The following is a 13939-nucleotide window of genomic DNA, read 5'->3' as shown; positions in this document are numbered from 1 at the left end:
TGTGAAGTCAACAGACGGGGCGATGTGAGAAAACAGGCACCGGTGAGGGCATTGAGTTCAAGGATTGAAGAAATGGAAACGGGGCAGGCGAGGCGGACGGCCTGAAGCAGCGGCCGGCTGATGACCTAGCGCAGCCGCTGGCTGATGACCTTGGAGACGCCGTCGCCCTGCATGGAGACGCCGTACAGCGCGTCGGCGACCTCCATCGTCCGCTTCTGGTGCGTGATCACGATGAGCTGCGAGGCCTCTTGCAGCTCCTGCATGATCCGGATGAGTCGCTGGAGGTTGGTGTCGTCGAGCGCGGCCTCGACCTCGTCCATGACATAGAACGGGCTCGGCCGCGCCTTGAAGATCGACACGAGCAACGCTACGGCCGTGAGGGAGCGTTCGCCACCGGAGAGCAGGCTGAGCCGCTTCACCTTCTTGCCCGGCGGACGCGCCTCGACATCGACGCCGGTGGTGAGCATGTTGTCGGGATCGGTCAGGATCAGCCGCCCCTCACCACCCGGGAACAGCCGGCTGAAGACACCCTCGAACTCCCGGGCCGTGTCCCGGTACGCCTCGGTGAAGACCTGCTCGACCCGCTCGTCGACCTCCTTCACCACCTGAAGCAGATCGGCGCGGGTCTTCTTCAGGTCCTCCAGCTGCTCGCTCAGGAACTTGTGCCGCTCCTCCAGCGCCGCGAACTCCTCCAGCGCGAGCGGGTTCACCTTGCCCAGCTGCTGATACGCCCGCTCGGTCGCCTTGAGCCGCTTCTCCTGCTCGGCCCGGTGGAACGGCTTCGGCTGGTTGCGCGGATGCTCCGGGTCCTCGGGCAGCTCCTCGCCCTCGGCGGGCGGGGAGGGCGGTACGAGCTGGTGAGGGCCGTACTCCTCGACGAGCCCCGCCGGTTCGACGCCGAGTTCCTCCAGCGCCTTGGTCTCCAGCTGCTCGATCCGCATCCGCTTCTCGGCGCCCAGCACCTCGCCCCGGTGGACCGAGTCGGTCAGCTTGTCGAGCTCGCCCTTGAGGTCACGGCCGGCGTTGCGGGCGGCGGTCAGCTCCTGCTCGCGGCGGGCTTTGGCGGCCTCGGCTGCGGTGCGCTCCGCGTCGGCACGGGCCAGGGAGACCTCCACATGCGCGAGCAGCTGCCGCGCGCCCGAGGCGACGGCCTCCGCGACGGCTGCCTCGTGCCGCATCCGCGCCCGCCGCTGCTCGGCACGCGCGCGTGCGTCGCGCTCCGCTCGGGCGGCGCGGTCGAGGGAGTCGGCCCGGCCCGCGAGGCCCTTGACGCGTTCCTCGTGCGTACGGACCTGGAGGCGGGCCTCCATCTCGGTCTGGCGCGCGTTCGCGCCGTCGGCGGCGAGACGGTCCCGTACCGACGTGTCCGGCTCCTCCTCCACGGGCATCTCTTCGGCCACGGCCAGGCGTTCGGCGAGTTCCTCGACGTCCTGGAGGGCCTTGTCGAGGGCGTCCTGCGCGCGGGAGGCCGCCGCCACGGACCGCTCGGCCTCGCCCGCGGCGCCGCGCGCCTGGCCGGCGAGGCGGCCGAGCTGCTGGGCCACGGCCGACTTCTCGCGGTCTGCGGCGCGGCGGCGCTCGCCGAGTTCCTCGACCTCGGCGGCGGATTGCCTGCGGCGCTCCTGGGCCTCGTGCTGGGCCTCGGTCAGCTCTTCGCAGCGGACGGCGAGGTCTTCCAGTTCCGCGGCTGCCTCATCCACCGATGCCTGTACTTCGAGGAGGCTGGGGGCTCCTGCGGAGCCGCCGTGGGCGAAGTGGGCGCCGAGGAGGTCGCCTTCGGCGGTGACGGCTGTGAGGTGGGGGTTCGCGTAGACGAGGTCTTCGGCGTCTTCGAGGGTGCCGACGACGACGATGTTGTGGAGCAGGCGGCGTACGGCGGGCATGAGGTCGGAGGGGGCGCGGACGAACTTGCCGGCGTGGGATAGTTCGGCGTCTGCGGCGTCGTCGTGGCTGGTCGCGCAGTTCCCCGCGCCCCCAAAGGGCGCGTCTTCCTGGCCGCCTGCCAAGAGGAGTGACGCCCGACCCCCGTCCTGCTTGCGCAGCAGGCGGATTGCGTCCGCCGCCGCCGATGGTGACGTCACCGCCAGTGCATCCGCCGCCGCTCCGAAAGCCGCGGCCAGCGCCACCTCATAGCCCGGGGTCACCGTCAGCAGTTCCGCCGCCGGGCCCAGCAGGCCGGTGAGACGGTCCTTCGCGCCCAGCAGCGCTCCCGTCCCGTCCTTCCTCCTCAGCCCCAGCGCCAGCGCCTCGTGCCTCGCCTGCGTCGCCGCCCGCTTCCGCTCCGCCGCCGTCGCCGCCTCCCGGGCGGTCGTCAGCGCGGACTCCGCCTCGGCCAACGCCGCCTTCGCCGCGTCGTGCTGTTCGGCCAGGTCCGCGTCGTCCGCGTCGAGGCCGTCCACCTCGGTCTTGAGGGTCTCGTACTCCTCCTGGGCGGCGAAGGCGCGCTCCTGGGCCTCGTCCCTCGCGGACGCCAGGCGGTCGATCTCGGCCTGGGCCGAGGCGGCGCGTGAACGGGCGGCGTTGACCTGGCCGTTGAGCCGGGCCAGGCCTTCGCGGCGGTCGGCGATGGCGCGGGCGACGTCCTTGAGGCGGCGTTCCTCCTGGGTGAGGGCGCGTTCCAGTTCGGCGCGGTGGGCGACCGTGTCGTCCAGGGCGTGCTCGGCCGCCTCCAGGGCCGCTTCGAGTTCGGCCTCCTGTTCGCGGATCCGGGCGGCCTCGCGCTCCATGTCCTCGGGGTCACGGCCGCGGCGTTCCTCGGGCGGTGCCGAGGTGGCGCTCTTCACGCGCGCGTCGGCGAGCGAGACGGTGCCGCGCACGCGTTCGGCGAGCTGGGAGAGCTCGTACCAGGTCTGCTGGGCGCGCTGGAGGCGCGGGGCGAGGCGGCGGACCTCGTCCTCCAGGAGCGCCTCCCGCTGGAGCGCCTTCTTCAGCTCCTCCTCGGCGGCCTCCTTGCGCTCCTTCAGCGCGGCCTCGTCGGCGATCTCGGACTTGAGCGCCTGGCGGAGTCGTACGAGATCGTCGGCGAGGAGGCGGAGGCGGGCGTCTCGCAGGTCCGCCTGGATCACCGCTGCCCGCCGCGCGACCGCCGCCTGCCGGCCGAGCGGCTTCAGCTGCCTGCGCAGTTCGTCCGTGAGGTCCTGCACGCGCGCGAGGTTGGCCTGCATCGCGTCGAGCTTGCGGAGGGCCTTCTCCTTGCGCTTGCGGTGCTTGAGGACGCCTGCGGCCTCCTCGATGAAGGCGCGGCGGCCCATGGGGTCGGCGTGGAGGACGGAGTCGAGCTGGCCCTGGCCGACGATGACGTGCATCTCGCGGCCGATGCCGGAGTCGGACAACAGGTCCTGGATGTCGAGGAGTCGGCAGGTGTCGCCGTTGATCTGGTACTCGCTGCCGCCGTTGCGGAACATGATCCGCGTGATGGTGACCTCGGCGTACTCGATGGGCAGGGCACCGTCGGAGTTGTCGATGGTGAGGGAGACCTCGGCACGGCCCAGGGGCGGGCGCCCGGTGGTGCCGGCGAAGATGACGTCCTCCATCTTGCCGCCGCGCAGCGACTTGGCGCCCTGTTCGCCCATGACCCAGCTGAGGGCGTCGACGACATTGGACTTGCCCGAGCCGTTGGGGCCGACGACACACGTGATGCCCGGCTCGAACCGGAGCGTGGTCGCCGAGGCGAACGACTTGAACCCGCGGAGGGTCAGGGCCTTGAGGTGCACGCCGCTGGACTCTACCTTCCGGGGTTGTCTCACTCCATGAACGTGCTGTTTCCCGCGGTTTCACCCATGAACGTGCAGGGCACATCAGACGTTATAGACGGTGAGGGAACGCGGGGGAAAGAAAGAAGGGACGCCGAAGCGTCCCTTGCAAACTCTGACAACTTAGCGGTTGATACAGGCCGCCCAACCACTGCTTGTCGTGGTGCGATGCAGTGATCAGGTGAGCGCAGGCTCCGCCTGGTGTGCGTCGATGCTCTCCAGAAGCGAGTCGTGAGAAGCGGCAGCCGCGAGCGCGTCGTTCTCGGCCTGAATCCGTACGAGCTCGGATTCGAGGTCCTGTACGCGCTGCTGGAGCCGTCGCATCTCGGCAATGAGTCGCGGGTCGGAGCCGCCGACGTAACCGAGAAGCGCCTTTGCCATGATGGATGGTCCTCCACACTGAGTGACCGACCGAAGCGGTGTGGGTCGTGAGGGATTCGCACCCGCGATGCTTGGCACTGTTGAGTTTGTGCTGCCGTTCATCCATGCCAAACAGCTAAGGTGCGCGGGGTGCATTCAGCGTCTCACCAAAAAGTTTGACGGTCAACACGATCACGCCCTGTATTGGCGGGCAACCCGGGGGCGCGCGGCCGGGAAACGGCGGCGCCGCGACTCCTGCGGGACCCTCAGGGCGTGGCGATCATTCTTAAGTGCGGAGCCTCCCAGGAAATGCCGTTCTTGGCAACCACCAGGGCCTTTCTGCTTCAGGCAGTTGCCGGTGGCATGCCCCTCCGCTTCCACCTGGCGTGGTTTACAGAACCGGCTCAGCGGATGGCGAAGCCGTCGTAACCCCCACGAGGTGTGTCCCAGATCTCGGTGACACCGTCCACGCGCCCGGGCGTGTCCTCGCCCTGGAGCCAGTCGAGGAGTCCCTCGCAGTGATCCTTCGGGCCCTCCGCGACCACCTGGACCCGTCCGTCCCCCAAATTGAGAGCAAAACCACTCAGCCCACCGAGCTCAAGGGCCTTGGCCCTGGTGAACCAGCGGAAACCCACCCCTTGGACGCGTCCGCGCACCCAGGCGACCAGTCGTACATCCTCGCTCATAGATGCAACCTAACCAACCAATGCCTCTCAGGACTCTCCGTCCCCTGGCGCCATGCGGTACCGTCCCCTGCCAATGAATCTCATACGAAACTCACTCGATCGTGTGAGTTTCGTGAGTACGGTCCGACCGCTGGGGACGAGTCGGCCACAAAGACCTAGGAAGGCCAGGACACATGGGACGCCACCGACGCTCCGCCGCCGGCCGCGCCGCCACGGGCCGCGCCACGGGGGTCACAGAAACAGACGGCTCATACACGAGCGGCTACGACGCGCAGCACTCGTACCACCAGTACGACTACGACCCGCAGCACTCGTACGGCTTGGACCAGCAGTTCTCGTACGACTTCGAGGCCGACGCCCGAGGGCACCACACGGGCGAGTACCCCACCGTGGGCATCGCGCCCTATCTGAACCCCGAGGCGCACGCCGCCCGCAGTGACGCCTACCTCTACGCGACGGACGACGAGTACGCCCAGGCCACGGGTACCGCGAGCACCGCGATGTTCCCGAGCGAGGGCTTCTCGCCGCGCGACGGCGGTCCGCGGCGCGGGGGCGGCTCGGGCCGTCGGCGCAAGAAGAAGGTCGTGACCCCGGTGAAGACCGGTCTGCTCGGGGTCTCCGCGGCGGTCGCGATCGGCACGGTCGCGGTGGCCACCGGCGTGGTGCCCGGCCTCGACAACTACAAGCTCGGCGGCGGCACCAACGCCGACAAGGTGCAGGCCGCGGACTCTCCGACCAACTCCGCGACCGAGCAGGGCGGCACCTCCGGCAGCGCCGACGACGGCCGGGACGACGAGGCGGCCAGCCGCGACGGGGAGCGCTCGGCCTCGCCGACGCCGTCCGCCTCGGCCTCGACGGCCACGCCGACCAAGACGCCGTCGGAGAAGCCGACGGCCACGCCCAGCAAGAAGCCCAAGACGACTCCTTCGCAGAAGGAGACGACCCCGCCGAAGAAGACCACCGACCCGGTGACGGTCTCCGCGGAGGCCCAGGCCGAGGCCGAGGTGCTGAAGCTGGTGAACGAGGAGCGGGCCAAGGTCGGCTGCAGCGCGCTCGCCGCCAACAGCGAGCTGGGCAAGCTCGCCGAGGCCTTCAGCGACGCCATGGCCGAGCAGGGCTTCTTCGACCACACCGACCCCAGCGGCAAGACTCCCTGGGACCGGGCCGAGGCCCTCGGCATCACCAGCCTCGGGGGCGAGAACATAGCCCGGGGGCAGGTCGACGCGGCCGCGGTGATGGAAGCCTGGATGAACAGCCCGGGCCACAAGGCCAACATCCTGAACTGCGACTTCAAGACGCTGGGCGTCGGGGTGCACTTCGGGTCGGGCGGCCCGTGGTGGACGCAGGACTTCGGCTACTAGCCACAGCAGGGCAGGGAGCGCTAACCGCTGGTTAGCGCTCCCTTCTCGTTAGCGCTGCGTTCACGTACGCTGGAGCCATGGACAGCACGCAGGAGCTCGACCTCTCGTTCGACGTCTTCGCCAAGGCCTGCCCCTCGCGCGGCACGCTGGAGCACGTCACGGGCCGCTGGGGCGGACTCACGCTCGGCGCCCTCTACGAAGGCTCCCTGCGCTTCAACGAGCTGCGCCGACGGGTGGACGGCGTGAGCGAGAAGATGCTCTCCCAGACACTCCAGGCACTGGAGCGCGACGGCCTGGTGCACCGCGAGGCCCAGCCGACCAACCCGCCCCGCGTGGACTACGAACTCACCCCGCTGGGCCGCGGGGTCGCCGAGCGGCTCATCGGTCTCATCGAGTTCCTGGAAGGCCGCATGGACGACGTCCTCGCGGCCCGGGTGCGTTACGACGAGACGCGCGGCGCCCGCTGACACTTCGAGCAGAAGTAGCTGGACCGGTTCATCCAGGGCCGTCGGCGCATCGGCGTACCGCACCGCTTGCAGGGCAGTCCCTCACGGCCGTACGCGTCCAGTGAGCGGTCGAAGTAGCCCGATTCCCCATTGACGTTGACATACAGGCTGTCGAAGCTCGTGCCACCGACAGCCAGGGCCGCGTTCATCACATCCCTTACGTGGCCCAGGAGTTCTGCCGTGCGCGGGCGCGTGAAACCGGCGGTCGGACGCTCGTAGTGGATGCGGGCGCGCCAAAGGGCCTCGTCCGCGTAGATGTTGCCGACTCCGCTGATCAACGACTGGTCCAGCAGGGCCCGTTTGATGGTGCTGCGCTTGCGGCGCAGGTTCTGGTGGAAGGCCTCGTCGTCGAAGAGCGGGTCGAGGGGATCGCGGGCGATGTGCGCGATGACGTCGGGCAGCCCGTCCTCGGTGTTGTCGTGCAACGACAGTCCGCCGAAGGTGCGTTGGTCCACGAAGCGGAGCTCGGTGCCCAGGCCGTCGGCGAAGCGGACGCGGATGCGCAGGTGCTTCTCGTCCGGGGTCTCGTGCGGCTGGACCAGCAGCTGGCCGCTCATGCCGAGGTGCGCCAGGACCGACTGGTTGGTGTCCTCCAGCGGCAGCCACAGATACTTGCCGCGACGGCTGGGCACGCCGATGCGGTGGCCCTTGAGGCGGTGGGTGAAGTCGTCGGCGCCGGCCACATGACGGCGTACGGCACGCGGGTGCAGTACCTCGGCCTCGGCGACCGCGCGATGGGCGACCCACCGCTCCAGACCTCGCCGTACGACCTCGACCTCGGGCAACTCGGGCATGGGATCCCCCGTGACAAGCCGGTGTATGAGCCGAGCGCCCGCCCCGATTGCGGGGGACGGGCGCTCTGGCGTACTGCTCTGTTCTCTCAGGCGGAGGCGGGCGTCTCATCGGCGCCGGCGTCGGCCTCGGCGGCCTTCGCGGCGGCCTTGGCACGCTCGTCCGCCGCGGCCCGGATGGACCGCCAGGCGGACTCGGCGGCCTGCTGCTCCGCCTCCTTCTTGCTGCGGCCGGTGCCGGTGCCGTACGAGACGCCTCCGACGCGGGCGGCAGCAGTGAAGGTCTTCTCGTGGTCGGGGCCGGTCTCCGAGACCTGGTACTCGGGCACGCCGAGGCTTTCGGTCGCGGTGAGCTCCTGGAGGCTGGTCTTCCAGTCCAGGCCGGCACCGAGGTTGGAGGACTTCTCGATCAGCGGGTCGAACAGGCGGTGCACCAGTTCGGAGGCCGCGTCGAGGCCCTGGTCGAGATAGACCGCGCCGATCACCGCTTCAAGGGTGTCGGCGAGGATGGACGCCTTGTCCCGGCCGCCCGTGCCCTCTTCACCCCGGCCGAGCCGGATGAAGGAACCCAGGTCGAGCCCACGGCCCACCTCTGCCAGCGCACGAGAATTGACCACCGCGGCCCGCAACTTGGCCAGCTGGCCTTCGGGCAGGTCGGGGTGGGTGCGGTACAGCGTGTCCGTGACCACGAGGCCGAGGACGGAGTCCCCGAGGAACTCCAGGCGCTCGTTGGTGGGCAGACCGCCGTTCTCGTACGCGTAGGACCGGTGGGTCAGCGCACGCACCAGAAGGGCGGACTCGAGCTTGTACCCGAGCCGCCCTTCCAACAGCGTGTGGGACGAGGCCGTGTTGTCCGCAGAATTTTTCTTCGGAGTGGACACAGTGCCTCTCACCAGCCGCTCAGACCTCGAGGACCTGGCGCTTGTTGTACGTGCCGCAAGACGGGCACGCGATGTGCTGCTGCTTGGGCTCGTGGCAGCGCTCGCACGCAACCAGGGGGGTGACCGCAGCCTTCCACTGCGACCGGCGGTGGCGCGTGTTGCTGCGCGACATCTTCCGCTTCGGAACAGCCACGGCTACTTCTCCTGCTTCTCGTCGACGCCCGCTTCCGCTTCGGCGCCGCTCATCTCGTCCTTCTCGCCATCTTCGAGTGAACCGGCGAGTCCCTGCAGTGCCGCCCAACGGATGTCGACGGCGTCGTGGTGGTGGTCCGGGGCGTCCGCCAGCCGGGCTCCGCACTCGGAGCACAGGCCGGGACAGTCGTCCTGGCACACCGGCTGCATCGGCAGGGCAAGCACCACCGCGTCACGCAGCACGGGTTCGAGGTCGAACAGGCCGTCCTCGATGAAGAGCCTGTCCTCGTCTTCCTCGGCGTCGTCGGCCGGCTCCGCCTTGGGGCGGCCCCGGTCGTCGGCGTCAGGGTACGAGAACATCTCCTGGAAGTCCGCTGCGAGCTCCAGCTCAAGCGGCTCCAGACACCTTACGCACTCCCCCTCGGCCAGTGCACGGGCGGTGCCTGTGACAAGCACCCCTTCCATGACCGACTCGAGCCGGAGCTCGAGCTCCACCGGGGCGCCTTCCGGCACTCCGACGACCCCCGCGATCCCGAGATCCTTGGGAGCGTCGATCTCGCGGGTCAGCCGCTGAAGCGCACCGGGCCGCCGCCCCAGCTCGTGTGTGTCGAACACGAGAGGCTTGCGGTGGTCGAGACGGGCGTTCAGGGCCATTCCTGCTTTCGATCTTCGAGCTCAAGGGACGCTGCCCTTCGGTGTTCCCGGGCAGCGCTGATCGCGGACGTACGCGCGACCGAAGAGCCAGGATACTGGACCTTTCGCTCACGGCCCAATCCGGTGGTCCCTTACCGGTCTCTCACTGGTCCCTCACTGGTCCTTATTGGCCGCGACCCTGCTCGTAGGCCCTCAGCTGCTCCGGCGTGATCATGCCGGTGTCGAAGAGGCTGGTCTCGTCCAGGGCGTACGACTGCTGGGCGTGCTGGGCCTGCTGGGCCTGTCCGGCGTCGTAGGCGGCCTGCTGGGCGTCGTAGCCCTGGTAGGCGTAGGGATCGGCCTGCTGGTAGCCGTAGGGGTCCTGCTGCTGGGCGTAGACCTGCTGCTGCGGGTAGCCGCCGTAGGTGTCGGTCTCCTGGTAGCCGTACGCCGGCTGCGGCTCGTACTGCGGCTGGACGGGCTGCTGCTGCTCGGCCGCGGCCCGGTTGTCCTGCTCGGCCAGGGCCGCGAGGTCGGCGAGGTAGTCGGCGTCGCTGGAGTGCTGGACGGTGGTGGTGTCGTCGGCGAGGGCGCCGAGGTCGTCCGTGGCGATCCGGCCGTGCAGCTTCTGGCGGCCCTTGCCGACGGCCTCCAGGGTCTTGGTGAGGACCGCCTCGAAGGCGCCGAGCTTGGTGTCGACGTAGGTGTCGGCGTCCCGGCGCAGGGTCTCGGGGTCGTGGCTGCGCTCGGGGGCGTCCTCGTCCTCGTAGCCCTGCTCGTCGAGGCCCGGGCCGGTGCCGAGGAGCTTCTCGCGGCCGCGGCCGACCGAGCCGATGGTCTTGGTGAGGACGACCTCGAAGTTGGCCAGCTTGGAGTCGACGTAGTCGTCGGCCTCCGCCCGGACCTCCTCGGCCTCCCGGCGGGCCTCGGAGAGGATGCGCTCGGCCTCGGCCTGGGAGCGGCGGGCGACCTCGGTGTCGGAGATCAGGGAGCCGCGCTCGGCGTGCGCGCCGGTGATGATCCGCTCGGCCTCCTGACGGGCCTGCTCGACCATCGACTCACGGTCGCCGATCAGCTCCTGGGCCTGGGCGAGGGAGTCGGGCAGGGCGGCCCGGACCTCTTCCAGCATCGCGAGCAGTTCGGCGCGGTTGACCACGCACGACGCCGACATGGGCATCGACCGGGCGCCGGAGACCGAGGCGACGATCTCGTCGAGCTTCTTCTGCACGTCCACCTGTGCTCGCCACTCTCTACAGCTGTGTTGGAGACGGACGGGACGACTGTAGCCCGTTCAGCCTTGACGCAGACGCTTGTTGAGGGCCTCCAGGACCAGCGGCGGCACCAGGTGCGCCACGTCTCCGCCCCAGGTCGCGACCTCCTTGACGAGCGAGGAGGACAGGAAGCTGTAGGTGGGGTTGGTCGGCACGAAGAGCGTCTCGACACCCGACAGGCCGTTGTTCATCTGGGCCATCTGGAGTTCGTAGTCGAAGTCGCTGACCGCGCGCAGGCCCTTGACGATGGCGGGGATGTCGCGCTGCTTGCAGTAGTCGACGAGGAGGCCGTGGAAGGACTCGACCTTGACGTTGCCGTATTCGGCGGTGACCTCGCGGATCAGCTCGATCCGTTCGTCGACCTCGAACAGGCCCTTCTTGGACTTGTTGATCATGACCGCGACATAGACCTCGTCATACAGACGGGAGGCGCGGGAAATGATGTCGAGATGTCCGTTGGTGATCGGGTCGAACGACCCGGGACAGACGGCGCGGCGCACTTGAGATCCCTCGCTCTCCGGTCCGGTCATCGTGCGTCTTCGCACGTAGAGGCGGCGCGACCGTACCAAAAGGTTCCCTCGCCGTAACGACGGGCCCGGAGCGGCTCGAAACCGTCCGGCCACTGGAATTCGCCGCCTCTGGTGCTGCGCTCCACGGTGACGAGCGCCTCCTTCGCGAGCCAGTGTCCGGTACGGAGTGTGAGGAGAATCTCCCGAAGATCGTGATCCGTGACCGCGTACGGGGGGTCGAGGAAGACGATGTCGTACGGCGGTGTCGGCGCCGGTGTCTTGATGATCTGTTCGGCTTTGCCCGCCCTCACCTCGGCGCCGGGCAGACCGATGTTCTTGACGTTCTCGCGGATCGTGCGGGCCGCTCTGGCGTCGGCCTCGACCAGGAGGGTGTGGCTCGCGCCGCGGGAGAGGGCCTCCAGGCCGACGGCTCCTGAGCCGGCGTAGAGGTCGAGGACGCGTTCGCCGTCCAGGGGGCCGCCGAGGAGGGACTGCCAGGTGGAGAAGAGGCCTTCGCGTGCGCGGTCGGAGGTGGGGCGGGTGCCGTTTCCTGGCGGGACTGCCAGGCGACGTCCACCGGCCTTGCCGGCGATCACGCGAGTCATCTTCGGTCCTTGTTCGGGAGTGGTTGCGAAGCCAGTTTCTCAGCCCTTTTCCAAGTACTGCTCCCTTTCCTCGTCCAGGAGGGCGTCCAGCGCGGTCCTCAGTCCGGGAAGTGCCGTCAGCTCCGGATCCGCCGCCACCACCGCCGCCGCTTCCTCTCTGGCCTCGGCGATGATCTCCTCGTCGTCGATGACGGTGAGCATGCGCAGGCTGGTGCGGGCGCCGGACTGGGCCTGGCCGAGGACGTCGCCCTCTCGGCGTTGTTCGAGGTCGATGCGGGAGAGTTCGAAGCCGTCGAGGGTGGAGGCGACCGCGTTGAGGCGCTGGCGGGCGGCGCTGGCCTCGGGCATCTCCGTGACCAGGAGGCAGAGGCCCGCTGCCGAGCCTCGGCCGACGCGGCCGCGGAGCTGGTGGAGCTGGGAGACGCCGAAGCGGTCGGCGTCCATGATGACCATCGCCGTGGCGTTCGGGACGTTGACGCCGACCTCGATGACCGTGGTGGCGACCAGGACATGGGTCTCGCCGGCGGCGAAGCGGCGCATGACCGCGTCCTTGTCGTCGGGGTGCATCCGGCCGTGCAGGACCTCGACGCGCAGGCCGTTCAGCGGGCCCTTGGCCAGTTGCTCGGCCACCTCCAGGACGGCCAGTGGGGGGCGCTTCTCGGCCTCGTCCTCGGGGGACTTCTTCTTTTTCGGGTCCACTTCCTCGTCGCCGATGCGGGGGCAGACGACGTAGCCCTGGTGGCCGTTCTCGACCTCCTCGCGGACCCGTTCCCAGGCGCGGGCCAGGAAGTGGGGCTTGTCGGCGGCCGGGACGACATGGCTGGCGATCGGTGAGCGGCCGGCCGGGAGCTGGTCGAGGACGGAGGTCTCCAGGTCGCCGAAGACCGTCATGGCGACCGTGCGCGGGATGGGGGTGGCGGTCATGACGAGGAGGTGCGGGGGTTGCTTGCCCTTGCCTCGCAAGGCGTCTCGCTGTTCGACGCCGAAGCGGTGCTGTTCGTCCACCACGACCAGGCCCAGGTCGTGGAACTGCACCTTGTCCTCGATCAGCGCGTGGGTGCCGATCACGATCCCGGCGTCGGCGGTGATGAGGTCCAGGAGGGCCTGGCGGCGGGCGGCCGCGCCCATGGAGCCGGTGAGGAGGACGACCTTGGTGGCGTGCTCCGAGCCGCCCAGCATGCCGCCCTCGGCCAGGTCGCCCATCATCTCGACGATCGAGCGGTGGTGCTGCTGGGCCAGGACCTCGGTGGGGGCGAGCATCGCGGCCTGGCCGCCCGCGTCGACTACGGCCAGCATGGCGCGCAACGCCACCATCGTTTTCCCGGAACCCACTTCTCCCTGGAGCAGCCGGTGCATCGGATGTTCCGTCGCCAGGTCGTCGAAGATCTCTTTGGAGACCTTCTGCTGGCCTTCGGTGAGGGTGAAGGGGAGGCGGTCGTCGAAGGCGGTCAGGAGGCCGTCCGGCTTGGGTTTGCGGGCTACCGCGGGGAGTTGGGCGTCGGCGTGGCGGCGGCGGGCGAGGGCGACCTGGAGGACGAAGGCCTCGTCCCACTTGAGGCGGGAGCGGGCGTCCTCGATGTCGGCCTTGGTGTGGGGGCGGTGGATCTTGAGGAGGGCCTCAGGGAGGGGGACGAGGCCGCGGCCGTCACGGAGGGAGTCCGGGAGGGGGTCGACCGCCTCCTGGGCGCTGGGGAGGACCGTCTGGATCGCCTTGCCGATCTTCCAGGACTCCAGCTTGGCCGTGGCGGGGTAGATGGGGATCAGGGCGCCCGCCCAGGTCTCCACTGTTTCCTCCGCGTCTCCGCGCAGCAATTCGTAGGCCGGGTGGGCCAGTTGGAGGCGGCGGTTGAAGAGGGAGACCTTGCCCGCGAACATCGCGCGGGTGCCCGGCAGGAGTTCCTTGTGGGGTTTGTGGACTCCGTTGCCGAAGAAGACCAGTTGGAGGCGGCCGCTGCCGTCCGTGATGGTGACTTCGAGGCGCTGGCCCTTGCCGCGCGGCGCCTTGGTCGAGGCGAAGGTGTGCAGACGGGCGTCGGCGACCTGGGCGACCACCGTGACGTGCTCGTCCATGGGGAGGTCGGCCAGGTGGGTGAGCTGGCCCCGCTCCTCGTATCTGCGCGGGTAGTGGTGCAGGAGGTCGCCGACGGTGTGCAGGCCGAGGTGCTCGGCCATCACCTTCGCGGTGGGTGGGCCGAGCACCTTCTTCAGTGGTTCTTCGAGCGCGGGCACGAGATCCATTGCACACCACCCCACTGACATTGCCGTATACGTATCGGGAAACCCCTGGTCAGACGGGCTGTTCCGGCTTTAGGATGACGCGCCTCCGGCCATCACGCGGTCACCGCCCCACCGGGACCGCCCGACCCCGCGCCGAGGAGCTCCCCCAACCGCG

The 13939-nt window shown here is 69.4% G+C and carries 13 protein-coding genes; 2 read left to right on the top strand and 11 right to left on the bottom strand.

The features are described from left to right. Positions 1–125 precede the first annotated feature (125 nt). The 3 genes from smc to ABZ928_RS16355 all read right to left on the bottom strand — a co-directional run bounded on the left by smc (position 126) and on the right by ABZ928_RS16355 (position 4798). Positions 126–3713, bottom strand: a complete 3588-nt coding sequence (gene smc / locus ABZ928_RS16365; RefSeq protein ID WP_361518691.1) for a chromosome segregation protein SMC — start codon at positions 3711–3713, stop codon at positions 126–128. A gap of 216 nt (positions 3714–3929) precedes the next feature. Continuing rightward, a complete protein-coding gene (locus tag ABZ928_RS16360) occupies positions 3930–4133 on the bottom strand; it encodes a hypothetical protein (RefSeq protein WP_037649730.1) in 204 nt (67 codons plus the stop codon). A gap of 383 nt (positions 4134–4516) precedes the next feature. Next, the gene (locus ABZ928_RS16355) at positions 4517–4798 is read right to left on the bottom strand and encodes an acylphosphatase (RefSeq protein ID WP_361518690.1); all 282 of its coding nucleotides are present in this window, start codon (positions 4796–4798) and stop codon (positions 4517–4519) included. Between the two features lie 173 nt (positions 4799–4971). Between ABZ928_RS16355 and ABZ928_RS16350 the strand changes: the two genes are divergently transcribed. Both ABZ928_RS16350 and ABZ928_RS16345 read left to right on the top strand, forming a co-directional pair. After that, the gene (locus ABZ928_RS16350; RefSeq protein WP_361518688.1) at positions 4972–6159 is read left to right on the top strand and encodes a CAP domain-containing protein; all 1188 of its coding nucleotides are present in this window, start codon (positions 4972–4974) and stop codon (positions 6157–6159) included. A gap of 77 nt (positions 6160–6236) precedes the next feature. Continuing rightward, entirely contained in the window at positions 6237–6626 is a 390-nt protein-coding gene (locus ABZ928_RS16345) for a helix-turn-helix domain-containing protein (protein WP_361518687.1), read from the top strand. Here ABZ928_RS16345 and mutM read toward each other — a convergent pair. The 8 genes from mutM to recG form a co-directional block, all read right to left on the bottom strand. Continuing rightward, positions 6599–7459 carry a bifunctional DNA-formamidopyrimidine glycosylase/DNA-(apurinic or apyrimidinic site) lyase gene (gene mutM, locus ABZ928_RS16340; protein WP_361518685.1) on the bottom strand — a complete coding sequence of 287 codons (861 nt, stop codon included), beginning with the start codon at positions 7457–7459 and terminating at the stop codon, positions 6599–6601. The genes ABZ928_RS16345 and mutM overlap by 28 nt on opposite strands. 86 nt (positions 7460–7545) lie before the next feature. Then, a complete protein-coding gene (gene rnc / locus ABZ928_RS16335; protein WP_361518683.1) occupies positions 7546–8337 on the bottom strand; it encodes a ribonuclease III in 792 nt (263 codons plus the stop codon). Positions 8338–8356: 19 nt separating this feature from the next. Next, on the bottom strand, positions 8357–8530 hold the full coding sequence (gene rpmF, locus ABZ928_RS16330) for a 50S ribosomal protein L32 (protein WP_015657589.1): 174 nt from the start codon (positions 8528–8530) through the stop codon (positions 8357–8359). Positions 8531–8532: 2 nt separating this feature from the next. Then, on the bottom strand, positions 8533–9183 hold the full coding sequence (locus tag ABZ928_RS16325) for a DUF177 domain-containing protein (RefSeq protein ID WP_361518681.1): 651 nt from the start codon (positions 9181–9183) through the stop codon (positions 8533–8535). 163 nt (positions 9184–9346) lie between these two features. Continuing rightward, entirely contained in the window at positions 9347–10396 is a 1050-nt protein-coding gene (locus ABZ928_RS16320) for an ATP synthase F0 subunit B (RefSeq protein WP_361518679.1), read from the bottom strand. A 57-nt stretch (positions 10397–10453) separates the two neighbouring features. Next, on the bottom strand, positions 10454–10933 hold the full coding sequence (coaD, locus tag ABZ928_RS16315; RefSeq protein ID WP_289922877.1) for a pantetheine-phosphate adenylyltransferase: 480 nt from the start codon (positions 10931–10933) through the stop codon (positions 10454–10456). A gap of 26 nt (positions 10934–10959) precedes the next feature. Then, on the bottom strand, positions 10960–11547 hold the full coding sequence (rsmD, locus tag ABZ928_RS16310) for a 16S rRNA (guanine(966)-N(2))-methyltransferase RsmD (RefSeq protein WP_361518677.1): 588 nt from the start codon (positions 11545–11547) through the stop codon (positions 10960–10962). A gap of 39 nt (positions 11548–11586) precedes the next feature. Further along, positions 11587–13785 (bottom strand): ATP-dependent DNA helicase RecG, encoded by a 2199-nt coding sequence (gene recG, locus ABZ928_RS16305; protein WP_361518675.1) that lies wholly within the window; start codon positions 13783–13785, stop codon positions 11587–11589. Positions 13786–13939: the final 154 nt, after the last annotated feature.

Origin of the sequence: Streptomyces sp. NPDC046909 (assembly GCF_040644695.1) — a bacterium.
In the GTDB taxonomy this organism is placed as follows: domain Bacteria; phylum Actinomycetota; class Actinomycetes; order Streptomycetales; family Streptomycetaceae; genus Streptomyces.
This window is presented reverse-complemented; position numbering and strand designations above follow the sequence as displayed.

Bases quoted from the DNA above. Each gene is read 5' to 3' on its own strand.
- ABZ928_RS16360 (WP_037649730.1), bottom strand. From the start codon at position 4,133: ATGGCAAAGGCGCTTCTCGGTTACGTCGGCGGCTCCGACCCGCGACTC.
- ABZ928_RS16355 (WP_361518690.1), bottom strand. From the start codon at position 4,798: ATGAGCGAGGATGTACGACTGGTCGCCTGGGTGCGCGGACGCGTCCAA.
- ABZ928_RS16350 (WP_361518688.1), top strand. From the start codon at position 4,972: ATGGGACGCCACCGACGCTCCGCCGCCGGCCGCGCCGCCACGGGCCGC.
- ABZ928_RS16345 (WP_361518687.1), top strand. From the start codon at position 6,237: ATGGACAGCACGCAGGAGCTCGACCTCTCGTTCGACGTCTTCGCCAAG.
- mutM (WP_361518685.1), bottom strand. From the start codon at position 7,459: ATGCCCGAGTTGCCCGAGGTCGAGGTCGTACGGCGAGGTCTGGAGCGG.
- ABZ928_RS16325 (WP_361518681.1), bottom strand. From the start codon at position 9,183: ATGGCCCTGAACGCCCGTCTCGACCACCGCAAGCCTCTCGTGTTCGAC.
- rsmD (WP_361518677.1), bottom strand. From the start codon at position 11,547: ATGACTCGCGTGATCGCCGGCAAGGCCGGTGGACGTCGCCTGGCAGTC.
- recG (WP_361518675.1), bottom strand. From the start codon at position 13,785: ATGGATCTCGTGCCCGCGCTCGAAGAACCACTGAAGAAGGTGCTCGGC.